20 protein-coding genes are annotated in these 23672 nt (G+C 63.2%); 16 read left to right on the top strand and 4 right to left on the bottom strand.

The features are described from left to right. Positions 1-33 precede the first annotated feature (33 nt). Positions 34-1686 (top strand): FAD-binding dehydrogenase, encoded by a 1653-nt coding sequence (locus tag NKI05_RS15770; protein ID WP_023815859.1) that lies wholly within the window; start codon positions 34-36, stop codon positions 1684-1686. Positions 1687-1923: 237 nt separating this feature from the next. Here the strand turns inward: NKI05_RS15770 and dgoD are convergent, their stop codons facing one another. Next, on the bottom strand, positions 1924-3072 hold the full coding sequence (gene dgoD, locus NKI05_RS15765) for a galactonate dehydratase (protein ID WP_023815857.1): 1149 nt from the start codon (positions 3070-3072) through the stop codon (positions 1924-1926). A gap of 7 nt (positions 3073-3079) precedes the next feature. Next, the gene (locus NKI05_RS15760) at positions 3080-3769 is read right to left on the bottom strand and encodes a FadR/GntR family transcriptional regulator (RefSeq protein ID WP_245259915.1); all 690 of its coding nucleotides are present in this window, start codon (positions 3767-3769) and stop codon (positions 3080-3082) included. Positions 3770-4014: 245 nt separating this feature from the next. Between NKI05_RS15760 and NKI05_RS15755 the strand changes: the two genes are divergently transcribed. From NKI05_RS15755 to NKI05_RS15740, 4 genes are all read left to right on the top strand, one after another. Further along, entirely contained in the window at positions 4015-5004 is a 990-nt protein-coding gene (locus NKI05_RS15755; RefSeq protein ID WP_023668118.1) for an arabinose ABC transporter substrate-binding protein, read from the top strand. A 70-nt stretch (positions 5005-5074) separates the two neighbouring features. Further along, positions 5075-6586, top strand: coding sequence for an L-arabinose ABC transporter ATP-binding protein AraG (gene araG, locus NKI05_RS15750; protein WP_023691360.1), 1512 nt, complete (start codon positions 5075-5077; stop codon positions 6584-6586). Positions 6587-6597: 11 nt separating this feature from the next. Beyond that, the gene (gene araH, locus NKI05_RS15745) at positions 6598-7548 is read left to right on the top strand and encodes an L-arabinose ABC transporter permease AraH (RefSeq protein WP_023815856.1); all 951 of its coding nucleotides are present in this window, start codon (positions 6598-6600) and stop codon (positions 7546-7548) included. Between the two features lie 25 nt (positions 7549-7573). Next, complete coding sequence (locus NKI05_RS15740) at positions 7574-8353, top strand: SDR family oxidoreductase (protein WP_023815855.1); 780 nt, start codon at positions 7574-7576, stop codon at positions 8351-8353. Between the two features lie 62 nt (positions 8354-8415). Here NKI05_RS15740 and NKI05_RS15735 read toward each other — a convergent pair whose 3' ends face one another. Beyond that, complete coding sequence (locus NKI05_RS15735; protein WP_023712134.1) at positions 8416-9363, bottom strand: GlxA family transcriptional regulator; 948 nt, start codon at positions 9361-9363, stop codon at positions 8416-8418. An 86-nt stretch (positions 9364-9449) separates the two neighbouring features. Here NKI05_RS15735 and NKI05_RS15730 point away from each other — a divergent pair, with 86 nt between their 5' ends. From NKI05_RS15730 to NKI05_RS15700, 7 genes are all read left to right on the top strand, one after another. Beyond that, entirely contained in the window at positions 9450-10157 is a 708-nt protein-coding gene (locus tag NKI05_RS15730) for a DJ-1/PfpI family protein (protein WP_023691357.1), read from the top strand. A 121-nt stretch (positions 10158-10278) separates the two neighbouring features. Then, a complete protein-coding gene (locus NKI05_RS15725; RefSeq protein ID WP_023668124.1) occupies positions 10279-11013 on the top strand; it encodes a FadR/GntR family transcriptional regulator in 735 nt (244 codons plus the stop codon). Beyond that, positions 11010-12206, top strand: a complete 1197-nt coding sequence (locus NKI05_RS15720) for a PLP-dependent transferase (RefSeq protein WP_023815854.1) — start codon at positions 11010-11012, stop codon at positions 12204-12206. The genes NKI05_RS15725 and NKI05_RS15720 overlap by 4 nt, the downstream gene beginning before the upstream one ends. 26 nt (positions 12207-12232) lie before the next feature. Beyond that, entirely contained in the window at positions 12233-13510 is a 1278-nt protein-coding gene (locus NKI05_RS15715) for an ABC transporter substrate-binding protein (protein ID WP_023815853.1), read from the top strand. Positions 13511-13740: 230 nt separating this feature from the next. After that, positions 13741-14664 (top strand): carbohydrate ABC transporter permease, encoded by a 924-nt coding sequence (locus NKI05_RS15710; RefSeq protein ID WP_023815852.1) that lies wholly within the window; start codon positions 13741-13743, stop codon positions 14662-14664. After that, a complete protein-coding gene (locus tag NKI05_RS15705; RefSeq protein ID WP_023668128.1) occupies positions 14664-15512 on the top strand; it encodes a carbohydrate ABC transporter permease in 849 nt (282 codons plus the stop codon). The genes NKI05_RS15710 and NKI05_RS15705 overlap by 1 nt, the downstream gene beginning before the upstream one ends. Positions 15513-15515: 3 nt before the next feature. Beyond that, positions 15516-16583, top strand: a complete 1068-nt coding sequence (locus tag NKI05_RS15700; protein ID WP_023685295.1) for an ABC transporter ATP-binding protein — start codon at positions 15516-15518, stop codon at positions 16581-16583. A 72-nt stretch (positions 16584-16655) separates the two neighbouring features. Here the strand turns inward: NKI05_RS15700 and NKI05_RS15695 are convergent, their stop codons facing one another. Further along, on the bottom strand, positions 16656-17498 hold the full coding sequence (locus NKI05_RS15695) for an AraC family transcriptional regulator (RefSeq protein WP_081727386.1): 843 nt from the start codon (positions 17496-17498) through the stop codon (positions 16656-16658). A gap of 245 nt (positions 17499-17743) precedes the next feature. Between NKI05_RS15695 and NKI05_RS15690 the strand changes: the two genes are divergently transcribed. From NKI05_RS15690 to NKI05_RS15675, 4 genes are all read left to right on the top strand, one after another. Then, positions 17744-19210, top strand: a complete 1467-nt coding sequence (locus tag NKI05_RS15690; RefSeq protein WP_023687911.1) for an alpha-glucosidase/alpha-galactosidase — start codon at positions 17744-17746, stop codon at positions 19208-19210. Positions 19211-19308: 98 nt separating this feature from the next. Then, positions 19309-21420 (top strand): ABC transporter substrate-binding protein, encoded by a 2112-nt coding sequence (locus NKI05_RS15685; protein ID WP_023725460.1) that lies wholly within the window; start codon positions 19309-19311, stop codon positions 21418-21420. A gap of 99 nt (positions 21421-21519) precedes the next feature. Then, positions 21520-22527 carry an ABC transporter permease gene (locus tag NKI05_RS15680; RefSeq protein ID WP_023668135.1) on the top strand — a complete coding sequence of 336 codons (1008 nt, stop codon included), beginning with the start codon at positions 21520-21522 and terminating at the stop codon, positions 22525-22527. Then, a complete protein-coding gene (locus NKI05_RS15675; protein ID WP_023687914.1) occupies positions 22528-23664 on the top strand; it encodes an ABC transporter permease in 1137 nt (378 codons plus the stop codon). The last annotated feature ends 8 nt before the right edge of the window (positions 23665-23672 follow it).

The raw sequence follows: 23672 nt of genomic DNA, 5'->3' as shown, positions 1-23672 counted from the left end.
TCGAAAACAAAAGCCGGCACAGGAGCTACGACAATGGCTGACGCGGACGCAATCATCGTTGGCGGCGGGCTGGCCGGCCTGGCCGCAGCCGCGGAACTCGGCGATGCCGGCAAGCGCGTGATCATCGTCGAGCAAGAGGGTGGCGGTTTTCTCGGCGGCCAGGCATTCTGGTCGCTCGGCGGCCTGTTTTTGGTCAACACGCCCGAGCAGCGCCGCCTGCGCATCAAGGACAGCCGCGACCTCGCCTGGCAGGATTGGCTGGGTTCTGCCCAGTTCGACCGGCCCGAGGACCATTGGCCAAGGAAAGTGGCGGAAGCCTATGTCGATTTCGCCGCCGGCGAGATGCGGCCGTGGCTCTACGCCATGGGCATGCGCTGGTGGCCGGTGGTCGGCTGGGCCGAGCGCGGCGGCGCGCTGGCCAATGGCCACGGCAATTCAGTGCCGCGCTTCCACCTGACATGGGGCACTGGGCCGGGCGTGGTCGCGCCGTTCGAAAGGCGCGTGCGCGAGCACGTCGCCAAAGGGCTGATCACTTTGAAATTCCGTCATCAGGTCAGCCGGCTGATCAAGACCAACGGCGCGGTCACCGGCGTCGCGGGCGAAATCCTGGAGGCATCCGATGTCGAGCGCGGCAAGCAGTCGAGCCGCACGGCCGTCGGCGATTTCGACCTTTCGGCCGGTGTCGTGATCGTCACCTCCGGCGGCATCGGCGGCAATCATGAGTTGGTTCGCAAGGTCTGGCCGGTCGGGCGGCTGGGGCCAGCGCCGAAGCGTATGGTTGCCGGCGTGCCGCACCATGTGGACGGCCGCATGGTGGCGATCACCCAGGACGCCGGCGGGGGCGTCATCAACGCCGACCGCATGTGGCACTATGTCGAGGGGATCAAGAACTGGAATCCGATCTGGCCGAACCACGGCATCCGCATCCTGTCGGCGCCGTCGCCGCTATGGTTCGATGCTCTGGGACAACGCATGGAGGCGCCGTTCTTCCCGAGCTTCGATTCGCTCGGCACCTTGAAGCGTATCCTGTCGACGGGACACGATTATTCCTGGTTCGTGCTGAGCAAGACGATCGCTTCGAAGGAGTTCGTGCTGTCGGGTTCGGAGCAAAACCTAGACTTTACGGCCAAGGATTGGCGGGCCGTGCTGAAGAACCGGCGCGGCGGCAAGGCGCCACCATCGGTGGCAGCGTTCCTGGAAAAGGGCGAGGACTTCGTCGTCCGCGACAACCTGGCCGACTTGGTCGCCGGCATGAACGCGCTGTCAGGCGACAATCTGCTCGACTACGACCGGCTCAAGGCGCAGATCGTGGCGCGCGATCGCGAGGTCGACCATGCCTATACCAAGGATGCGCAGGTCACAGCCGTCCGCGGCGCCCGCAACTACATTGGCGACAAGATCTTCCGGGTGACCAAGCCGCACAAGATACTCGATCCCAGGCACGGGCCGCTGATCGCGGTGCGCCTCAACATCCTGACGCGCAAAACGCTTGGCGGCCTGCACACCAATCTCAATTCGCAGGTTCTCGACGGCAATGGCGAACCCATTGCCGGGCTCTATGCGGCAGGCGAGGTGGCCGGCGGCGGTGGCGGCGGCTATCACGGCTACAATGCGCTGGAAGGGACATTTCTCGGCAGCTGCATCTTCTCCGGCAGGAACGCAGGCCGGCACGCCGCGGGCAGGTGACGCGGCTGGCGGGCCAAGAAAAGGTCGATGAGAACAGGACATCCGCCATGTTCCATGGATAGCGACTGCTTTCGCGCTTGCGGCAACCCAGGCGGTCAGCGAGTTGCGGCTTGCCGGCGCCGACGGTTCCCATGCGCTGGTGCTCGGCGCTGCGGCCCATCAGAGGCCTGCGTTACGCTGGCGCCACCGCGAAATTGAGCTTGAGGTCCTGAAGGCCTGGCCGCAAGGTCGGCCGAGCTACCACTCGGCGAAGGAGCCGTCCTTGTGACGCCAGACCGGGTTGCGCCAGCGGTGGCCTTCCTTGGCGCGTTCCTTGACGTAGTCCTCGTCGATTTCGACGCCGAGGCCGGGACCATCGGGGATTGCGACATAGCCATCCTCGTAGCGGAAGACGTCCTTGTTGGCGGCATAGTCGAGCAAATCGTTTGCGGCGTTGTAGTGGATGCCGAGGCTCTGTTCCTGGATGAAGCAGTTGTAGCTGACGGCATCGAGCTGCAGGCAGGCGGCGAGCGCGATCGGGCCGAGCGGGCAGTGGGGCGCCACCGCAATGTCATAGGCCTCGGCCATCACTGCGATCTTGCGGCATTCGGTGATGCCGCCGGCATGCGACAGGTCCGGCTGGATGATGTCGACGGCGCCTTGTTCGAACACCGATTTGAAATCCCAGCGGCTGTAAAGACGCTCGCCGAGCGCGATCGGCGTCGAGCCCAGCGCTGCGATCTCCTTCAGCGCCTCGCGATTTTCGCTCAGCACCGGCTCCTCGATGAACATCAGCCGGTAGGGTTCGAGCTCCTTGACCAGCATGCGCGCCATCGGCCGGTGGACGCGGCCGTGGAAATCGACGGCGATGCCAATGTTGGACCCAACGGCCTCGCGCACCATGGCGACGCGTTCGACAGCCGCATCTATTCTGTCATGGCTGTCGACGATCTGCAGTTCCTCGGTGCCATTCATCTTCAGCGCCTGAAAACCGCGCGCCACCACTTCCCTGGCGCCATCAGCCACTTCCGCCGGCCGGTCGCCGCCGATCCAGGAATAGACCTTGATGCTGTCGCGCAGCTTGCCGCCGAGCAGTTCGTGCACAGGCACGCCGAGCGCCTTGCCCTTGATGTCCCACAGCGCCTGGTCGATGCCGGCAATGGCGCTCATCAGGATCGGCCCGCCGCGGTAGAAGCCGCCGCGATGCATCACCGTCCAATGGTCCTCGATCAGGCGCGGGTCCTTGCCGATCAGATAATCGCCAAGTTCCTTGACCGCTGCCTCGACCGTCAGCGCACGGCCTTCGACCACAGGCTCGCCCCAGCCGGTAACGCCGGCATCAGTCTCGATCTTCAGGAACAGCCAGCGCGGCGGGACGATGTAGGTGGTGAGCGAGATGATTTTCATGCTGGTCTCAGTTGTTCTTGAGTTTCTTGGCGCTGACCAGGTCGCGCGCCGCAAGGTCGAGGATCCGGCCTGCCGCCGCACGCGCCGCCGCGGCATCGCGCATGCGCAGCGCCTCGACCACCTCACGGTGCGCCGCCACCGCTTCCATGCGCCGGGCGAGCGAAATGGTCGCCGTTGCTTCGAGCGAGAATTTCAGCCCGGTGTCGATCAGATTGCCGATCTGGCGGAAGATCGGGTTGTGGCTCGCGGCATAGACGATCTGGTGGAAGGTGATGTCCGAGCGCGAGAAGGCGGCGAGATCCTCGCCGGCATTGGCCATGCCGCGCCAGGCGGCTTCGAGATCGGCGATCTCCTGCAGCGTCGCACGAGTCGCCGCCAGTTCAGCTACCAGAGGTTCGATGGCGCGGCGCGTTTCGAGGATGGCGTCGAACAATTTGTCGTCCAGCGCATGCGGCGCGTGCCAGGCCAGCACCTGCGGGTCGATGATGTTCCAGTTGTCCTGTTCACATACAACCGTGCCGATGCGCGGCCGCGACAGCACCAGCCCCTTGGCGGCCAGCACCTTCAGCGCCTCGCGGATGACGGTGCGGCTGACGCCATATTCGACGCCGAGTTCGTTTTCGGTCGGCAGGGACGAGCCGGCGGGATAGCGTCCGGAAAAGATGTCTGAGGCAAGCGCCTTGGTCACATCGGGCATGACGCGCGGGCGGCGGGTGTCGCCTGATGCCTTCTTCGAAGTTTCGGTCACCTCAGCCCTCCTCCAAGGCGGCGAAACCACTGATCTCGCGTCCCCGGCCTTACCGGATGCGGATGATTTGCGCCAGCGATCCCTGGTCAGAGCATGTAGCTCAATTATCATACCAGATCAATTGACGAGTATGATAAAAAGAATTAGAGACTCTGCATCCGGGCTGAGCGCCCGGCCATCGCTGGGAGGTAATCATGCGACTTCTGAAGACCGCGCTCGTCGCGGGCGCCCTTGCCGTGCTGTCCGTCACGACCATCGCAGCATATGCTCAGGACACCAAGATAGGTTTTATCGTCAAACAGCCCGAGGAGCCGTGGTTCCAGGACGAATGGAAGTTCGCCGACCAGGCCGCCAAGGAGAAGGGTTTTACCCTGGTCAAGATCGGCGCCGAGGACGGTGAGAAGCTGATGTCGGCGATCGACAATCTCGGCGCGCAGGGCGCGCAAGGCTTCATCGTCTGCACACCTGATGTGAAACTCGGCCCCGGCATCGTCGCCAAGGCCGCCGCAAACAATCTCAAGCTGATGACCGTTGACGACCGTCTGGTCGGCGCAGACGGCAAGGCGCTGGAAGACGTGCCGCATATGGGCATTTCGGCGACCAAGATCGGCGAGGCCGTCGGCCAGGCGATCGTCGACGAAATGAAGGCGCGCGGCTGGAAGGCCGACGAGGTCGGCGCCATCCGCGTCTCCTATGATCAGTTGCCGACCGCCGTCGACCGGGTCGAAGGCGCCATTTCGGTGCTGAAGGCCAACGGCTTCAAGGCCGAAAACATCTTTGACGCGCCGCAGGCCAAGACCGATACCGAGGCTGCGCTCAATGCGGCGACGGTGGTACTCAACGCCCATGCCGACATCAAGAAGTGGGTCTCCTTCGGCCTCAACGACGAAGCCGTGCTCGGCGCCGTGCGCGCTTCCGAAAGCGTCGGCATCCCGGCCGAAAACGTGATCGGCGTCGGCATTGGCGGCGCGGATTCGGCGATCAACGAGTTCAAGAAGCCGACCGCCACCGGCTTCGTCGGCACGGTGATCATCTCGCCGAAGCGTCACGGCTACGAGACTGCGCTCAACATGTATGACTGGGTCGCCAACAACAAGGAACCCGAGAAGCTCATCCTGACCGCCGGTGCGCTGGCCAAGCGCGACGACTACCAGACGGTCCGCAAGGGTCTCGGCATCGAATAATCCTCCCTGTACAAACAGGCGGCGGCTCACAGTCGCCGCCTGTTTGGCATGGCAAAAGGATAGGCGCCCCATGTCCTTTCTCGACTTCTCGGAAATCACCAAGACCTATCCGGGCGTCAAGGCGCTGTCGGACGTCTCGTTCGGCGTCGACAAGGGCGCCGTGCACGGCCTGATGGGCGAGAACGGCGCCGGCAAATCCACGCTGATCAAGATCCTGTCCGGCGACCAGCATGCCGATGACGGCGAGATCCTCATCGACGGCAAGATGCAAGCCTATGCAACGACGCGAGATGCCTTCGACAATGGCGTCATCGTCATCCACCAGGAACTGCAGCTGGTTCCTGAGCTCACTGTTGCCGAAAACCTCAGCCTCGGCCGCTTCCCCGCCAACGCCGGCATCATCGCCCGTGCCAGGATGCTAGACGATGTTGGCGCCAAGCTGAAATCAGCCGGCATCGACATCGATATCAGCCGCAAGGTCAAGACGCTGTCGATCGGCGAGCGCCAGATGGTCGAGATCGCCAAGGCGATCATGCTCGACGCGCGCGTCATCGCTCTGGACGAGCCGACCTCGTCATTGTCGTCGCGCGAAAGCGAAATCCTGTTTGCCCTGATCGACCGCCTGCGCGGCGAGGGCAAGGTCATCATCTATGTATCGCACCGGCTGGACGAAGTGTTCCGCCTCTGCGACAGCCTGACCGTGCTGCGCGACGGCAAGCTCGCGGCGCACCATGCGTCGCTGAAAGACGTCACGCGCGACCAGGTCGTCGCCGAAATGGTCGGCCGCGAAATCTCCGATGTCTGGGGGTTTCGCCCACGCCCGGCCGGCGATGTCCGGCTGAAGGTCGACGCTGTTTCCGGAGTAAAACTGACGACGCCCGCCAGCTTCGAGGCAAGGGCGGGCGAGATCGTCGGCTTCTTCGGCCTGATCGGCGCGGGGCGCTCGGAACTGATGCGGCTGGTCTTCGGCGCCGACCGGCGCTCAGGCGGCACCATCAGCGTCGACGGCAAGGTCGTTCATGCCACCGATCCCCATGACGCGATCCGCGCCGGCATCGTTTTGTGCTCGGAAGACCGCAAGCATGACGGCATCATCCAGGGCCGCTCGATCGAGGAGAACATCAACATCTCGTCGCGGCGTCATCACACGCGCTTCGGGATCCTGAACCGCGCCAGCGAGATCGCCACCGCCGAGACCTTCATCAAGAAGCTCAAGGTGCGCACGCCGTCGCGCAAGCAGGACATCATCAACCTCTCCGGTGGCAACCAGCAGAAGGTCATTCTCGGCCGCTGGCTGTCGGAGCAGGGCGTGCGCGTGCTTATCGTCGACGAGCCGACACGCGGTATCGATGTTGGCGCCAAAGCGGAAATCTACGAACTGCTCTACCAGCTTGCCGAAGACGGCATGGCGATCGTCGTCGTCTCGTCCGAACTGCCGGAAGTGATGGGCATTTGCGACCGCATCCTGGTGATGTGCGGCGGGCGCATCAGCGCCGAACTCGCCCGCGACCAGTTCGCCGAAAAGGCGATCCTGGCCGCCGCTCTTCCCGATCAGAAAACCCCCGACGCGATCGCATCCTGAGGATCTTTGCCATGACCGATCAGTTGAAGAAGATCCTGCTCGGCGAACAGGGCCTCGTCGTGATCTTCATCGTCGCCTTCGCGCTGGTGTCGCTGCTGGTGCCGAATTTTCTGACCGACCGCAACATGCTCGGCCTGCTGCAATCGGTGGTCACCGTCGGCATCGTCGCCTGCACGATGATGTTCTGCCTCGCCGCGCGCGACTTCGACCTCTCGGTCGGTTCGATCGTTGCTTTCGCCGGCATGGTCGCGGTGATGGCGTCGAACTATACCGGATCGATCATCCTCGGGCTTCTTGCGGCAATCGCCTGCGGCGCCTTCGTCGGCTTCATCAACGGCGTCGTCATCGCCAAGTTCCGCATCAACGCGCTGATCACGACGCTTGCTACCATGCAGATCGTGCGCGGCCTTGCGCTGATCGCATCCGATGGCCGCGCCGTCGGCATCAACAGCCCGGATTTCTACCAACTGGCGCTGTCGAAGCTGTTCGGCATTCCGACGCCGGTCTGGGTCCTGGCCGTGCTGTTCTGCATCTTCGGTTTTGTCCTCAATCGTACCGTGTTCGGCAAGAACACGCTGGCCATCGGCGGTAACCCGGAGGCTTCGCGCCTGGCCGGCGTCAATGTCGACTGGACGCGCATCTGGATCTTTGCGCTGCAAGGCGTGGTTTGCGGCATCGCCGGCATCCTTTTGGCCTCGCGCATCACGTCGGGCCAGCCCAATGCGGCGGTGGGGCTTGAACTCTCGGTCATCTCGGCCTGCGTGCTCGGCGGCGTCTCGCTTGCCGGCGGCCGCGCCACCATGTCGGGCGTCATCGTCGGCGTGCTGATCATGGGCATCGCCGAAAACGCCATGAACCTGCTCAACATCCCAGCCTTCTACCAATACATTGTGCGCGGCGTGATCCTGCTGCTTGCCGTTTTGCTCGACAATCTGCGTTCGTCGGCACTGGGCCGGCGCTGATCCGTCTTCCAGTGGAGTGACAGCCATGGCTGAGCGCCTGTCCGGCAAACGCATCTTCCTCACCGGCGCCGCGCAAGGCATCGGGCTCGCCATCGCCGAGGCCTGCCTGGCCGAAGGGGCAAAACTGTTCCTGGTCGATCGCGACGGCGCGCTGCTGGACAAAACGGTCGCCGGCCTTGCCGCACCGCAGGGCCATGTCGGACATACCGCAGCCGACATCAGCGACGGGGCCGCGATTGCCGCTGCCGTCAGCCGGGCGACCGACGCGATCGGGCCGATCAACGCGCTGATCAACAATGCGGGGATGAATGTGTTCTCGACGCCGCTCGAGGCGACCGAGGAGGAGTGGAATCGCAATTTCGACGTCAACGTCAAGGGCGCCTGGAATTGCAGCAAGGCGGTGCTGCCAGGAATGATCGCAAATGGCGGTGGCGCGATCCTCAACATCGCCTCGACGCACAGCTTCACCATCATCCCTCATACCTTCCCTTATCCCGTGGCCAAGCACGCGCTGCTTGGGCTGACCAAATCGCTGGCGCTGGAATATGCCGGGCAGGGCGTGCGCGTGAACGCGCTGGCGCCCGGTTATGTCGAGACGCAGAAGGCGACCGACTATTGGAACAGTTTTGCCGATTCGGTTGCGGCGCGCGCCAGGACGCTGGCGCTGCATCCCGGCGGCCGCATCGCCTCGGCGCGCGAGATCGCGCTGGCCGCTGTGTTCATGATTTCTGAGGAGTGCCCGTTCATGAACGCGGCGACCCTCGTCGTCGATGGCGGGCTCAGCCAGCTACAGCATCCCGCCTGAACGCTGGAGAGGCTCTATTTCTACGGCGTCGACCGCCGGCTTAATGGCGCAAGCCGTAGCGATCAGAAACGCTCGCGATAGGCGCGCGGGTTGGTGCCCAGCACGCGCAGAAAGCCGCGCCGCATGGTTTCTTCCGAGCCGAAACCGCAGCGGCGGGCCGTCTGGTTGACGGGCTGGCCCCGCTCCAGCATCCGCCGCGCCGCCTCGATCCGGATCTCCTCGATCGCGCGTGCAGGTGTCCGGCCGGTGGCCTCGCGATAGCGCCGCGAGAAGCTGCGCGGGCTCATATTGGCGTGGTCGGCCAACTGCGTGAGCGACAGGTCACCGGCCAGATTTTCGAGGATCCAGCCATGCAGCCGGTCGAAGCGTCCGTCGCCTTGCTGCAGCTTGAGGGTCTGGCTGAATTGCGCCTGGCCACCGGGACGTTTCAGGAAGACCACCAATTCGCGCGCCACGGCAAGCGCCGTGTGCCGGCCAAGGTCGGCCTCGACGAGGGAGAGGGCGAGATCGATCCCCGCCGTTACACCAGCTGATGTCCAGACATTGCCGTCACGAATGAAGATCGGGTCAGGTTCGAGGCGGACCGCGGGAAAGCGGCGGGCGAACTCCGCGCAGCGTCCCCAATGGGTCACCGCGCGACGCCCGTCGAGCAGGCCAGCCGTCGCCAGCAGCATGGCGCCGCTGCAGACGGAAGCGGTTCGCGTGGCATCGCGCGAGCGGCTGGCGATCCACTGGATCAGCACGGGATCGTCGCAGGCCGCGTTGACGCCCCATCCGCCGGGCACGACCAGCGTGTCGATCTTACCTCCGTTCGCCGGCAGCACTGCTGCCTCCAGCACGAGACCGGCCGATGTCCGGATGCGCGGTGAGGCGGCGACGACCACGACCTCGTAAGGAGCCGGTTCGCCGGCCTGCCTTTTGAAATCATTGGCGCTGGCAAAGACCTGCAGCGGTCCGCTGACGTCGAGGAGCTGGATGTCGGGATAGGCAAGTACTTCGATACGGCGCATTGGTTTGGCCCGAAGCGAGGGATGAATGGCAATCGTGCCAAACCATGATGCCGTAGATTGCCGGAAGTCAACCCACGGAGATTTCCATGCCCCTTCGTTTCGGCATCCTCGTATTCCCCGACGTCCAACAACTCGACCTCACCGGCCCATACGAAGTCCTGGCATCGGCCAAGGATGCCGAGGTGGAACTGATCTGGAAGGATCGCAACCCGGTGACGTCATCGACGCGCCTCTCGCTGACGCCAACCGCGACCTTTGACGATTGCCGGCCCCTCGACGTGCTGTGCATTCCTGGCGGGGGCGGGGTCAACGCGCTGCTGGAGGACCAGACAGTCCTCGATTTCGTGTGGGAGCGCGCGGGGCAGGTGCGCTACATCACCTCCGTTTGCAGCGGTGCCCTGGTGCTTGGGGCGGCCGGACTGCTGAGGGGCAAGCGCGCGACCACGCACTGGTATGCGCATGATTTCCTTGAGGAGTTCGGAGCGATCCCGGTCGACGAGCGTATCGTCGAAGACGGCAAGCTCATTACCGCCGGCGGCGTCACTTCGGGGATCGACTTCGGCCTGGCGCTGGTTGCGAGGCTGCTTGGACAGGAGGAGGCCGAGATCGTGCAGCTCTCGCTCGAATACGCCCCGGCTCCTCCCTTCCGGTCCGGCACGCCCGCCGAGGCGTCCCCTGCGGTGCTGGCGCAGGCAAAAAAGCGCCTCTCTGGTTCGAGGCGGGTTCGCGAGGCAATCTTCGCTCGCTGGCGCGAGGCTCGCGCCGCCGCTGCGCCGGCGCGCATCCACGGCTGAAGCAGCAAGGCCGAAGGTGCATCCCCTGGCCCTTCGGCCTTGCTGCGTTTCCACTGTTGACAGGTCCCTTCGTCTGTGCAGAAATTGGTTGGACCATTGAACCACTTCGGTAATAGCCCCGGTGACCGAATTCAGCCTTCCGCCGATCCAGACGACGGCCCGCGACGACGCGGTGCTGAAGGCGTTGGCCGGCTTCGTCATGCGCGAGAAGCTGGAACCCGGTGAGAGGCTGCCGACCGAACGCATCCTCGCTGAGCGTCTGAAGGTCAGCCGCAACACGGTGCGCGAGGCGCTGACGCGCTGGGAAGGGCTTGGCCTGGTCGAGCGCCGGCAGGGCTCGGGCACCTATCTCAAGGCCGCCGTCTCGCTCGACATGCTGCACATGCCGCTGACGCTTGCCGGCGGCAATGATTTCACCGGCCTGATGCGCACGCTGGAAATCCGCCGCGCGCTGGAAGCGGAAGCCGCCGCCCTTTGCGCCATTCGTGCCGACAAGGACGACCTCGCCGAGATCGAGCGCAAGCTCGACATCATGGAGGAAGAGTTTCTCAGCCGCGCCGGCATGTCGTCGGAAGAGGACTGGGAATTCCATCAGGCGATCTACCGCGCCTGCGGCAATCCGCTGTTCGAGCAGATTATCGCCGCCATGCACGAACTGTTCCACCGCTTCTGGGAACATCCGCTCGGCGTGCGCGATTTCGGCCACGCAAGCTTTCCTTACCACCGCACCATGTTCGACTGCATCGCCGCGCACGATCCGGAAGGCGCCCGGGCCGAAGCGCTGAAGCTGATCGCCACGGTCGAGGACGATTTGAAGCGCGGCGCCGCCAACCTCAAACTTTCGGTCCGCACATGAACGAGCACAGCTTCGACCCAGGCATTTCCGGCAGCGACTATCTCGCCGAGGCGGCGACGCTTCTGGCGCATGACGACCCGTTCCCCGGCAATGCGGTGGTGCCGCCGATCTACCAGACCTCCCTGTTTACCTTCGCCAGCTATGCCGACATGGCCGACACCTTTGCCGGGCGCAGGAAACAGCCGATCTATTCGCGCGGCGACAATCCGACGGTGATGGAATTCGAGTCGCGCGTCGCAGCGCTTGAAGGTGCTGAAGCCGCACGTGGTTTTTCGAGCGGCATGGCTGCGATCAGCGCGACGTTGCTGGCTTTCGTCGGCGCAGGCGAACGCATCCTTGCGGTGCGCAATTGCTATGGCGACGCCTACCGACTGTTCGAGCGGCTGTTTCCGCGCCTGCATATCAAGGTCGACTATGTCGACGGCTCCGATCCGGATGCGGTGGCCTCGGCACTTCCCGGTGCGAAACTGCTCTACCTGGAAAGCCCGACCTCGATGATGTTCGAGCTGCAGGATCTCGAACATCTGACGCGGCTGGCGAAAGAGCAGGGCATCGTCACCACAATCGACAATTCCTGGGCGACGCCGGTGTTCCAGAAGCCGATCCTGCACGGCGTCGATCTGGTGCTGCACTCGGCCTCGAAATATCTCGGCGGCCACAGCGATACCGTCGCCGGTGTGGTGGCGGGCTCGGCCGCCCATATCAAGCACATCAACGACCAGACCTACTCGCAGCTTGGCGCAAAGCTGTCGCCCTTCGAGGGCTGGCTGCTGTTGCGCGGCCTGCGCACGCTGCCGCTGAGACTGCCGCATCACATGAAGAGCGGGCTCATCATCGCCGAGCGCTTGAAGGCGCATGACAAGGTCGAGCGGGTCAATCATCCCGCCTATTCCAATCATCCCGGCAAGAAGACACTTGCCGGCTATGCCGGGCTGTTCTCCTTCGAGGTGACGGAGGACGTCGACATTCCCGCTTTCGTCGATGCGCTCAAATTCTTCCGCATCGGCGTCAGCTGGGGCGGGCATGAAAGCCTGGTCGTGCCGGCAAAGGCCTCGCTCGAGCAGACGCCGGGTCTCAATTCGATGGCGCGCTTCGGCGTCAGCCCCCGAACCATCCGCCTCAATGTCGGATTGGAAAGCGTCGAGGACCTTTGGGCCGACATCGGCCAGGCCTTCGACAAAGCAAAAAAATGACTGGGTTCAAAATGGGAGTTCTGAACATGAAAAGACTGAGCATCATGCTTGCCACCGCTGCCGGCCTGGCGATCTCCGCCAGCAGCGCGCTGGCCGATACCACGCTCAAGCTGGTCGAGGTCATCACCAGCCCGCAGCGCACCGAATTCCTGAAGAAGCAGATCGCCGAGTTCGAGGCCGCCAATGCCGGCGTCAAGGTCGAGGTGGTCTCGCTGCCCTGGGGTCAGGCCTTCGAGAAATTCCTGACCATGGTGCAGGCGGGCGATACGCCCGACATCGTCGAGATGCCGGAGCGCTGGATGGGCCTCTACGCCACCAACGGCCAGCTCGAGGATCTCGGGCCGTTCATGGCCAAGTGGGACGACGCCAAGACACTCGGCGATCGGGCCAAGCAGTTCGGCTCGACCGTCAACAATACCCAATTCATGATCCCATACGGCTACTATGTGAATGCGCTGTTCTGGAACAAGAAGCTGTTCAAGGAAGCCGGTCTCGACGGCCCGCCGGCGACGCTCGACGACTTCATCGCCGACTCCAAGAAGATCTCGGCCATTCCGGGCAAGTATGGCTATTGCCTGCGCGGCGGCCCCGGCGCCTTCAACGGCATGCACATGTTCATGAACATCGCCGCCGGCAAGGGCGGCTACTTCAACGAGGACGGCACCTCGACCATCAACGAGGAGGGCTCGGTCAAGGGCCTGCAGATGCTGGCCGACATGTACAAGGACGGGCTGGCGCCCAAGGATGCGGTGAGCTGGGGCTTCAACGAAACCGTCACCGGCTTCTATTCCGGCACCTGCGCGATGCTCAACCAGGATCCGGATGCGCTGATCGGCATTGCCGACAAAATGAGCGCCGACGATTTTGCCGTGGCGCCGCTGCCGGTCGGACCGAGCGGCAAATCCTACCCGACGCTGGGCTATGCCGGCTGGGCGATGTTTGCCAACTCGCAGCACAAGGACGATGCCTGGAAGCTGATGGCGACGCTGTTGTCCCCCAAGGACAATCTGGAATGGGCCAAGGAAGTCGGCGTCGTGCCGATCCACAATGGCGCCGACCAGGATGCCCACTTCAAGACCGAGCAGTTCAAGGGCTGGTTCACCGAACTCAGCGACACTTCCAAATATGAAATGGTGACGCCGCCGACACATCTGGAGAACCTCGGCAATTTCGTCGACCAGGTGGCGATCAAGAATTTCCAGGAAGTGCTGCTCGGCCAGAAGTCGGCCAAGGACGTCGCCGATCAATGGGCCGCGTTCCTGACCAAGGAGCAGCAGGACTGGCTGGCCAAGAACAAGAAGTAGTTCTTCTTCCTTCTCCCGTTTACGGGGAGAAGGTGGCCCGAATGCATGTCGCCCAAAAGTGCGTAGCGGTTTTGGGACAACGACATGCACAGACAGGCCCGGATGAGGGGCAGCGCGAGCACCCCAAGGCTGGCGCCGCCCCTCATCTGCCTGCCGGCATCTTCTCCCCGTGAACGGGGAGAAGGGTGCTGTTGCCGCTGTCGGCACCCACCCATGACTGTTGAGCGCTAATGACCTATGCCGTGTCCGAAATACGATCCGCAGGCCGGCCGCGAAAGAAGCGGCTGACGCATGCGGCCATCGAGCCCTGGCTTTATCTCAGCCCGGCGATCGTTCTGCTGGCCGTGGTGCTGCTGGTGCCGCTGATCATCGGCATCAGCTATTCGTTCCGGAAGTTCTCCGCCTTCAAATCCGAATATGTCGGTCTAGGCCAGTACCAGGCGATGCTGACCGACCAGGTGCTGGGGCAGGCGCTGGTCAACACGCTCTGGTGGACCGTCGCCAGCCTGTTCTTCCAGTTCTTCCTCGGCCTGGGTCTGGCGTTGCTGCTCGACAAACCGTTTGTCGGGCGCAAGTTCGTGCAGGCGGTGGTGTTCCTGCCCTGGGCGGTGCCATCTTTCCTGTCGGGCCTGACCTGGGCGTGGCTGTTCAATCCGATCATCGGACCACTGCCGCATTGGCTCTTCACGCTCGGGCTGAAGGCCGAGCCGACCAATGTGCTGTCCGATCCGGCGACCGCCATGTGGGGGCCGATCATCGCCAACATCTGGTTCGGCATTCCGTTCTTCGCCATCACGCTGCTGGCGGCGCTGAAGTCGATCCCGTCGGAACTGCATGAGGCGGCCGCAATCGACGGCGCTTCGCCTTGGCAGCGCTTCACCAAGGTGACGCTGCCGTTCCTGGCGCCGACCATCGTCATCACCGTCATGCTGCGTACGATCTGGATCGCGACCTTCGCCGATCTGATCTTCGTCATGACCGAGGGCGGGCCGGCCGGCTCGACCAGCACGGTGCCGGTCTACATCTATGTCAGCGCCTTCAAGTCGCTGGACAAGGGCTATGCCTCCGCGGTGGCGGTGCTGCTACTGGTACTGCTCATCGCCTATGCGATCGCGCTGATCGCCATCCGCCGCTTGCTGGTGAGGCACGTCTGATGATTGCCGGACGCTCCACCTCCTCGCGCATCTTCAGCGGCATCGGCCTCTACGCGGCGATTGCCGCCTATATGATCTTTGCGCTGTTTCCGATCTTCTGGACGCTGAAGATTTCGGTAACGCCGGAGCGGCTGCTCTATTCCGAGGGCATCACGCTGTGGCCGTCGCAGACCACCTTCCGCAACTTCATCACTGTCCTGGAAGCCTCTGACTTCCCCCGCTATTTCCTCAACAGCGTTATCGTCTCGGTGTCGACGGCGGCCCTGGTGACAGTCATCGCCACGCTCGCCGGCTACGCCATGTCGCGCTTCACCTTTCGCGGCAAGGCAACGCTGGCGATCATGCTTTTGCTGACGCAAACCTTCCCGCTGGTGATGGTCATTCCGCCGATCTACCGCGTCATGGGCGAGCTTGGCCTGACCAACAGTCTGGTTGGTCTGATCATCATCTACACCGCCTTCAACACCGCCTTCGCCACCTTTCTAATGCAGTCCTTCTTCGACGGCATTCCGAAGGATCTGGAGGAAGCGGCGATGATCGACGGCTGCACGCGGGCGCAGGCGATGCGCAAGGTGATCGTGCCGCTGACCTTGCCCGGCATGGGCGCCACGCTCGGCTTCGTCTTCACCGCCGCCTGGAGCGAATTGCTGTTCGCGCTGATGCTGATCTCCAGCGACGACCAGAAGACCTTTGCCGTCGGCCTGCTCACCTATATCGGCAAGTTCGCCGTGGATTGGGGGCAGATGATGGCGGCGTCGATCCTGGCGCTGATCCCGGTCTGCATCTTCTTCGCCTTCCTGCAACGCTATCTCGTCACCGGCCTCACCGCCGGCGCGGTCAAAGGATAATCGATGGCTTCCGTCACGCTGCAAAACGTCGAGAAGGATTACGGTTCGCTGCGCATCCTGCACGGCGTCGACCTCGAGATCGCCGATGGCGAGTTCGTCGTGCTGGTCGGCCCGTCCGGCTGCGGCAAGTCGACCCTTTTGCGCATGATTGCCGGGCTGGAGGAGGTGTCGGGCGGCGAGATCCATATCGGCGATCGGCTGGTCAACGATGTCGCGCCGAAGGACCGCGATATTGCCATGGTGTTCCAGTCCTACGCGCTCTATCCGCACATGGATGTGTCGTCGAATATGGGTTTCAGCCTGCTTTTGAAGAAGGCGGAGAAGACGACGATCGACGGCAGGGTAGGGGCGGCGGCCAAGCGCCTCGGCCTCGACAGTTTCCTCGGCCGTCTGCCCAGGCAACTGTCCGGCGGCCAGCGCCAGCGCGTCGCCATGGGCCGCGCCATCGTGCGCGATCCCAAAGTGTTTCTGTTCGACGAGCCGCTCAGCAATCTCGACGCCAAATTGCGCGTGCATATGCGCGCCGAGATCAAGGCGCTGCACCAGCAGCTCAAGACCACATCGGTCTATGTCACCCACGACCAGATCGAAGCCATGACTATGGCCGACCGCATCGTCGTCATGCATGACGGCTATGTGCAGCAGGTCGGCCATCCGCTCGAACTCTACGATCGGCCGATCAATACTTTTGTGGCCGGCTTCATCGGCTCGCCCGGCATGAATTTCTTTCCGGCGACAGTGGCCAAGGGCGGCAAGGTGGACGCGGTGCTGGCCGACGGCCAGAAGCTGCGGTTGCCTGATGGCTTGCCGTTGAAGGATGGCGATGTGCTTACTGTCGGGCTACGGCCGGAGCACATCCAGCTTGCCGACGATGGTCCGCTCAAGGCAGAGGTCGAGGTGGTCGAGCCGCTCGGCCTGTCGACGCAGTTCTATGTCCGGCTCGCCAACCAGCTGGTTTGTGTCTTCGTCATGGGACGCAGCACTATCCGGCCGGGCGACACGGTAAGACTGTCTGCCGATCCGGCGGCGCTGCATCTGTTCGATCCCGCAAGTGGCAATCGCATCGGGTGATGGCGGCCATCCGGCCTGTTTTCCGAGCATGATCTCTTCCGGAAACCGGTATCCACTTTTCGAGATCATGCTCTACTGAAGGCTGCCCAGGCTGGCATACATGCCGGTGGTGCGGAACTGCGTCGGGTTGATGCCGTAGAGCCGGCGGAAGACTTTCGAGAAATAGTTGGCGTCCTCGAAGCCGCACAGGATGGCGACCTCCTTGACTGGCAGGAAATCGGCTTTGGTTAGCAGCTTCGCCGCCCGCTGCAGCCGCTGCTGCAGCACGAACTCGGCCGGCGGAACGCCTTCGCTCTCGGCGAAGCAGCGCGAGAAATGGGCGCGGCTAAGGCCGCTGATCTGGACGAGCTCGGCCACGGGCAAGGGCTTGTCGAGATTGGCGTTGATATGATCGATGACCGGCTGCATGACGCTCTGTTTCTCAGTGAAGGCGTGCGAGCCGAAGACATCGTCGTAAAGCGCCATCGCCGCCTCATAGGCGATTGCCGAAGCAGCGCCAGGCGAAGCGCCGCCCTTGATCAGGCGCAGGCTGCAATCGGCGAGATGATCGATCGTCTCCGGCTGCAGCCGAAACACCGGGCCGGAGACGCTGAGTATGGATTTGTGGACGCGCAGCGCCTCCTCGCCATTCATCGAGATCCAGAAATATTCCCAGCGGTCGCCCTTCTCCAGCCAGTAGCGATGGTTGTGCGGCACCAGCACCAGCAGCGTGTCGTTGGCCTGCAGGCGGTAGTTGCGGTTCTCGTAGCGCAGCTGGCCGGTGCCGCTGATCGTGTGCTGCAGCACGGTGAACGGTGTCTGGCCGCGCTTGCGCCCATCCCAGTCATAGGTCACGCCCTCGCGTACTTCATAGCCGGTGCTGGTTGGCATGGCATGCAGGCGTTGGCGGCCGCGCGGCAGCGAGATGGTGCGCATCAACTGTCCGTTGGCGATCAGATCATGCAGCACAAAATTACCCTCGAAAGCATAATCGTTCTCTGGCCGCGCCCTGGAATAACGGCATAATCCAAATCCTGAGAACGCGAAAGACCCGCGGTCGAGGAGCGGGCGGGGAGGAGAACGAGCCGGAATTCCGGCTCGAATGGGATGCGCGCCGAGGCGAGCCGCCATTCCCTTTCTGTTGCTCCTTACCCGGCATTCGAATGCATCGAGGTGAGGTGATGAGTTTCAAAATCGCTATTATCGGCGCCGGCAGCGTCGGCTTCACCAAGAAGCTGTTCACCGATATTTTGTGCGTCCCGGAATTCAGCGACATCGAATTCGCGCTGACCGATCTCAGCGAACACAATCTGCAAATGATCAAGGCGATCCTCGACCGCATCGTCGAGGCCAACAAGCTGCCGACCAGGGTGACGGCGACGACCGACCGCCGCAAGGCGCTGGAAGGCGCGCGCTACGTCATCAGCTGCGTGCGGGTGGGCGGGCTCGAAGCCTATGCCGACGATATCCGCATTCCCTTGAAATACGGCATCGACCAGTGCGTCGGTGACACGATTTGCGCCGGGGGCATCCTCTACGGCCAGCGCAACATCCCGGTCATCCTCGACTTCTGCAAGGATATATTGGAGGTCGCCGAGCCAGGCGCCAAATTCCTCAACTATGCCAACCCGATGGCGATGAACACCTGGGCGGCGATCGAATATGGCAAGGTCGATACGGTCGGCCTCTGCCACGGTGTCCAGCACGGCGCCGAACAGATCGCCGAAGTGCTCGGCGCCAAGTCGCACAGCGAACTCGATTATGTCTGCTCCGGTATCAACCACCAAACCTGGTTCATCGATTTGCGGCTCAACGGCCGCAAGATCGGCAAGGACGAACTGGTGGCTGCCTTCGAGGCGCATCCGGTCTATTCGCAGCAGGAAAAGCTGCGCATCGACGTGCTGAAGCGCTTCGGCGTCTACTCCACCGAAAGCAACGGTCATCTCTCCGAATATCTGCCCTGGTATCGCAAGCGGCCGGACGAAATCACCCGCTGGATCGACATGTCCGATTGGATCCATGGCGAGACCGGCGGCTATCTTCGCTACTCCACGGAAACCCGCAACTGGTTCGAGACGGAATATCCGCAATTCCTCGAAGCGGCGTCGAAGCCGCTCGACGTATCGAAGCGCTCGAACGAGCATGCCAGCCATATTCTCGAAGCGCTGGAGACGAACCGCGTCTATCGCGGCCACTTCAACGTCAAGAACACCGGCATCATCACCAATCTGCCGCAGGACGCGATCATCGAATCGCCCGGTTTCGTCGATCGCTTCGGCATCAACATGGCGTCAGGCATCACGCTGCCGGAAGCCTGCGCGGCCACCTGCATGGCTTCGATCAACGTTCAGCGGATGTCGGTGCATGCGGCTGTTACGGGCGACATTGACCTGCTCAAGCTCGCGGTGCTGCACGATCCGCTGGTGGGTGCGGTGTCGACGCCGGAAGAGGTCTGGCAGATGGTCGACGAGATGGTCGTCGCCCAGGCGCGTTGGCTACCGCAATACGCCGATGCCGTGCCGGCCGCCAAGGAGCGGCTTTCGAAATCGATGGTGAAAACCCGCGACTGGGCGGGTGCGGCGCGGCGCAAAGTGCGCTCGATCGAGGAACTGCGCGCCGAAAAAACGGCCCTGAAACAGGCCGGCTGAGAATGCTGGCAGGCGGACAGCGGGAGGCCGGTTCGCCAATCAGCCGTCATGAATAGATGCGGGCAGCAGCAGACGTCGAAACATCTGGGAGGAACACAATGAGGAACTTTCGTGGAATTGGCATTCTCGCCGGGCGAAGAATTGGCATTCTCGCCGGGCTGGCGCTGAGCGTCTCGGCATTGGCGCTTGGCAGTGCATACGCGTCCGAGCCGACCACGCCGCCGGCGCCGGCGGCGTTTCCCGCCGAGGGCAAAATCAAATACGTCGCCCGCGATTCCATCCTGGAGTTCAAGGCGCTGCCCGAATATCACGAGCCCGAGTGGGTCACCGAGAAATACGTCAAGACTGGCAAGCTGCCGCCGGTCAAGGATCGCCTGCCGAAGGAGCCGCTGGTGTTCAAGACCGGCAACATGCCGGACGGCATCGGCGTTTATGGCGACACCATGCGCCACGTCATTGGCGGCCGGCCGGAAGGCTGGAATTATGGCGCCGGCCAGACCCAAGGATGGGGCGGCATCGACATCGGCCTTTCGGAATGCCTGACGCGCACCGCGCCTTTGTTCCAGGTCGAGGCCAAGGACACCGAGCCGCTGCCCAACCTCGCCAGGAGCTGGGACTGGTCGAAGGATGGCCACACGCTGACCATGCACCTGGTCGAAGGCGCCAAATGGTCTGACGGCGTTGCCTTCAATGCCGACGATGTCATGTTCTACTGGGACGATGAGGTCGTCGACCCCAATGTCTCGCCGTTGAACGGCGCCACAGCGGAAACCTTCGGTGTCGGCACGACGCTGAAGAAGGTCGACGACTACACCGTCGAGTGGACCTTCAAGGACGCTTTCCCCAAACAGTATCTCTACGCCATGGCCTACGGCACCTTCTGCCCCGGCCCGGCGCATATCCTGAAGCCGCAGCATCCGAAGTACTCGAAGAATACCTACGAGCAGTTCAAGAACGCGTTCCCGCCGGAATATATGAACATTCCGGTGATGGGTGCCTGGGTGCCGGTGGAGTATAGGCCCGACGACATCATCGTCTTGCGCCGCAATCCCTACTACTGGAAGGTCGACGAGAAGGGCAACCAGCTGCCCTATCTCAACGAACTGCACTACAAGCTGTCGACCTGGGCCGACCGCGACGTGCAGGCGGTGGCAGGGGCCGCCGACTTCTCCAACCTCGAGCAGCCGGAGAATTTCGTCGCTTCGCTGAAGCGAGCGGCGGACAAGGACGCGCCGGCCCGGCTCGCCTTTGGCCCGCGCCTGATCGGCTACAATCTGCGCATGAACTTTTCCGCCAATGGCTGGGGCAATCCCGACGAACGCGGCCAGGCGATCCGCGAGCTCAATCGCAATGAGGACTTCCGCAAGGGCATCACCATGGCGCTCGACCGCAAGGCGCTCGGCGACTCGCTGGTCAAGGGGCCGTTCACCGCCATCTACCCCGGTGGCTTTTCCTCGGGCACCAGCTTCTATGACCGCAACTCGACCGTCTACTATCCCTTCGACATCGAGGGCGCCAAGGCGGAACTGGCCAAGGCTGGTCTCAAGGATACGGATGGCGACGGCTTCGTGAACTTCCCGGCCGGGACCGCCGGCGGCAAGAATGTCGAGATCGTGATGCTGGTCAACAATGACTACGGCACAGACAAGAGCCTCGCCGAAGGCGTCGTCGGCCAGATGGAAAAGCTTGGCATCAGGGTCGTGCTCAACGGCCTCAACGGCACCCAGCGTGATGCCTCGCAATATTCCGGCCGCTTCGACTGGCTGATCAGGCGCAACGAGCAGGAGCTGACTTCCGTCGTGCAGAATACCGTGCAACTCGCGCCCGTCGGACCCAAGACCAGCTGGGATCACCGCGCGCCCGAAAGCGGCGTGGTCGACCTGATGCCGTTCGAAAAGGAGCTTGTCGACATCGTCAACAAGTTCGTCTCCTCGTCAGACAATGACGAGCGCGCCAGCCTGATGAAGACGTTCCAGAAGATCTCGACGGAGCATGTCTACAATATCGGACTGACCGAATATCCCGGCGCCCTGATCATCAACAAGCGCTTCTCCAACATCCCGCAGGGAACGCCGATCTTCATGTTCAACTGGGCCGAGGATTCGATCGTGCGCGAACGCGTCTTCGTCGCCGCCGACAAGCAGCAGAAATACGAACTCTTTCCCGACCAGCTTCCCGGCAAGCCCGGCGACAAGGGTCCGACGAACTGAGTTTCCTCCCCTGGCTGACGCCCGGCCGCGCTGCGCGCGCGGCCGGGACGGAGTAAGGTCAGCGGCAACAGATTAGATCCAAGGAGGAGAAACGGTCCGATGCTGCGATTCCTGGCCATGCGCATAGCATCGGCGGTGCCGGTCATGGTCATCCTGAGCCTGGTCACCTTTGCCATCATCCAGGCGCCGCCGGGCGACTATGCCGACTATATCCGTTCGCAGCTCATCAACCAGGGCGGGGCGTCTTTTGCCGAAGCCGACGCGCAGGCGCAGGCCTATCGGGTCGAGCACGGCCTCGATAAACCGCTGCCCGTCCAGTACCTGAACTGGGTCGCCGGCATCATCACCCGCGGCGATTTCGGCTACAGCCTCTATTACAACAAGCCGGTCGCCGCAGTGGTCGGCGAGCGGCTGCCGCGCACGCTGCTGCTGGCATTGGTCTGCCATCTGCTGGCGTCGGTGCTCGGCATCACCTTCGGCATCTGGGCGGCGACCAGGCAATACACATGGATCGACTCGGTGCTGTCGGCCATCTCCTTCCTCGGCATGACGGTGCCGCGCTTCCTGATGGCGCTGATCATCGTCTATCTCCTGGTCTTCCAGTTCAACGTGTCGGAGATCGGCAGCTTCTTCTCGCCGCAATATGGCGGCGCGCCGTGGTCGTGGGCGAAATTCGCCGACCTCGTCAAGCATGTCTGGCCGGTGGTGGCGATCGCCACCTTCGGCGGGCTCGCCTACAATATGCGCGTCATGCGCGGCAATCTGCTCGATACGCTGAACGCGCAATATGTCGAGACGGCCAAGGCCAAGGGCCTGACCGGCAGCGCCGTCGTCATGCGCCATGCCGTGCCCAACGCACTGCACCCGCTCATCATGTATCAGGGCGTGGTGCTGCCCTACATGCTGACCGGCGAGATCGAGACGGCGATCATCTTTGCGCTGCCGACGGTCGGGCCCGCCATCGTCGGCTCGATGGCGGTCGGCGACGTTTATGTCACGGCGACCTTCATGATGGTGCTGTCGGCAACGCTGATCGTCGGCAACATCATCGCCGACATGCTGCTCGCGCTGCTCGATCCGCGCGTACGCCAGTTCAGGGAGAGCTAGATGCTGGCGCGCGACCCATCCCCGCCGCCGCCCCCGGCTGAAGCAACCGCGATTGCGACCCCACGCGGCAATGAGAGCTATATGGCGCTGGTCTGGCGCCGGCTGAGGCGCTCCTGGACCGGCATGGCCGGGCTGATCCTGGTCGTGCTTCTGGTGCTGATGGCGCTGTTCGCCGATTTCTTCGCGCCGATGGACCCCAAGGTGACCGATGTCGCTTTCGCCCCGCCGCAAGTGATGAGTTTTCACGACAGAGACGGGAATTTCGTGCTCCAGCCGCGGGTCTATGCGCTGGCGGATTCTGCAGACCTCGACCCGGTCACCTTCCAGCCGGTCGTCGGGCCGGATTACGAGCATCCGCGCCTGCTCGGCTTCTTCGTCAAGGGCGCCGACTACCGGCTGCTTGGCCTGATCCCCGCCAACCGGCATTTCTTCGCTTCGGCCGACGGCCAGCCGGTGCATTTTCTCGGCACCGACAAATTCGGCCGCGATGTGTTGTCGCGCGCCATCCAGGGCTCGCGCGTCTCGCTGATGATCGCGCTGACGGTGGTGTTCATCATCACCGTCATCGGCACCACGGTCGGCATGGTCTCGGGCTATTTCGGCGGCCGCTTCGACGTCTGGATGCAGCGCTTTGTCGAGCTGGTGCTCGCCTTCCCGCAATTGCCGCTCTATCTTGCGCTGACGACGCTGATCCCGGTGACCGCGCCGACCAACGTCTTCCTCGCCTTCGTCATCATCGTCATGTCGGCGCTGGGCTGGGCGCAGATGTCGCGCGAGGTGCGCGGCAAGACGCTGGCGCTGGCGCGGATCGACTATGTGCGCGCTGCCATGGCGGTTGGCGCCACCGACATGCGTATCATCATGCAGCACATTTTCCCCAATGTGATGAGCCACGTCATCGTCGCCGTGACGATCGCGATCCCGACGGTGGTACTGCTCGAAGCCTTTCTCGGCTTCCTCGGCTTCGCCGTGAAACCGCCGCTGATCTCATGGGGGCTGATGCTGCAGGACACGGCTACCTATTCGGTCATCGGCACCTATCCGTGGATCCTGTCGCCGGTCGGCTTCGTGCTGATCACCGTCTTTGCCTTCAACGCGCTGGGCGACGGCCTGCGCGATGCCGTCGATCCCTATTGAGGTGGCCG

This window comes from Mesorhizobium sp. M0771 (assembly GCF_040320155.1).
GTDB lineage: Bacteria > Pseudomonadota > Alphaproteobacteria > Rhizobiales > Rhizobiaceae > Mesorhizobium.
This window is presented reverse-complemented; position numbering and strand designations above follow the sequence as displayed.

Coding starts and splice junctions, on each gene's coding strand:
- NKI05_RS15770 (WP_023815859.1), top strand. CDS start 34: ATGGCTGACGCGGACGCAATCATCGTTGGCGGCGGGCTGGCCGGCCTG.
- dgoD (WP_023815857.1), bottom strand. CDS start 3,072: ATGAAAATCATCTCGCTCACCACCTACATCGTCCCGCCGCGCTGGCTG.
- NKI05_RS15760 (WP_245259915.1), bottom strand. CDS start 3,769: ATGCCCGATGTGACCAAGGCGCTTGCCTCAGACATCTTTTCCGGACGC.
- NKI05_RS15755 (WP_023668118.1), top strand. CDS start 4,015: ATGCGACTTCTGAAGACCGCGCTCGTCGCGGGCGCCCTTGCCGTGCTG.
- araG (WP_023691360.1), top strand. CDS start 5,075: ATGTCCTTTCTCGACTTCTCGGAAATCACCAAGACCTATCCGGGCGTC.
- araH (WP_023815856.1), top strand. CDS start 6,598: ATGACCGATCAGTTGAAGAAGATCCTGCTCGGCGAACAGGGCCTCGTC.
- NKI05_RS15740 (WP_023815855.1), top strand. CDS start 7,574: ATGGCTGAGCGCCTGTCCGGCAAACGCATCTTCCTCACCGGCGCCGCG.
- NKI05_RS15735 (WP_023712134.1), bottom strand. CDS start 9,363: ATGCGCCGTATCGAAGTACTTGCCTATCCCGACATCCAGCTCCTCGAC.
- NKI05_RS15730 (WP_023691357.1), top strand. CDS start 9,450: ATGCCCCTTCGTTTCGGCATCCTCGTATTCCCCGACGTCCAACAACTC.
- NKI05_RS15720 (WP_023815854.1), top strand. CDS start 11,010: ATGAACGAGCACAGCTTCGACCCAGGCATTTCCGGCAGCGACTATCTC.
- NKI05_RS15715 (WP_023815853.1), top strand. CDS start 12,233: ATGAAAAGACTGAGCATCATGCTTGCCACCGCTGCCGGCCTGGCGATC.
- NKI05_RS15710 (WP_023815852.1), top strand. CDS start 13,741: ATGACCTATGCCGTGTCCGAAATACGATCCGCAGGCCGGCCGCGAAAG.
- NKI05_RS15705 (WP_023668128.1), top strand. CDS start 14,664: ATGATTGCCGGACGCTCCACCTCCTCGCGCATCTTCAGCGGCATCGGC.
- NKI05_RS15700 (WP_023685295.1), top strand. CDS start 15,516: ATGGCTTCCGTCACGCTGCAAAACGTCGAGAAGGATTACGGTTCGCTG.
- NKI05_RS15695 (WP_081727386.1), bottom strand. CDS start 17,498: ATGCGCACCATCTCGCTGCCGCGCGGCCGCCAACGCCTGCATGCCATG.
- NKI05_RS15690 (WP_023687911.1), top strand. CDS start 17,744: ATGAGTTTCAAAATCGCTATTATCGGCGCCGGCAGCGTCGGCTTCACC.
- NKI05_RS15685 (WP_023725460.1), top strand. CDS start 19,309: ATGAGGAACTTTCGTGGAATTGGCATTCTCGCCGGGCGAAGAATTGGC.
- NKI05_RS15680 (WP_023668135.1), top strand. CDS start 21,520: ATGCTGCGATTCCTGGCCATGCGCATAGCATCGGCGGTGCCGGTCATG.
- NKI05_RS15675 (WP_023687914.1), top strand. CDS start 22,528: ATGCTGGCGCGCGACCCATCCCCGCCGCCGCCCCCGGCTGAAGCAACC.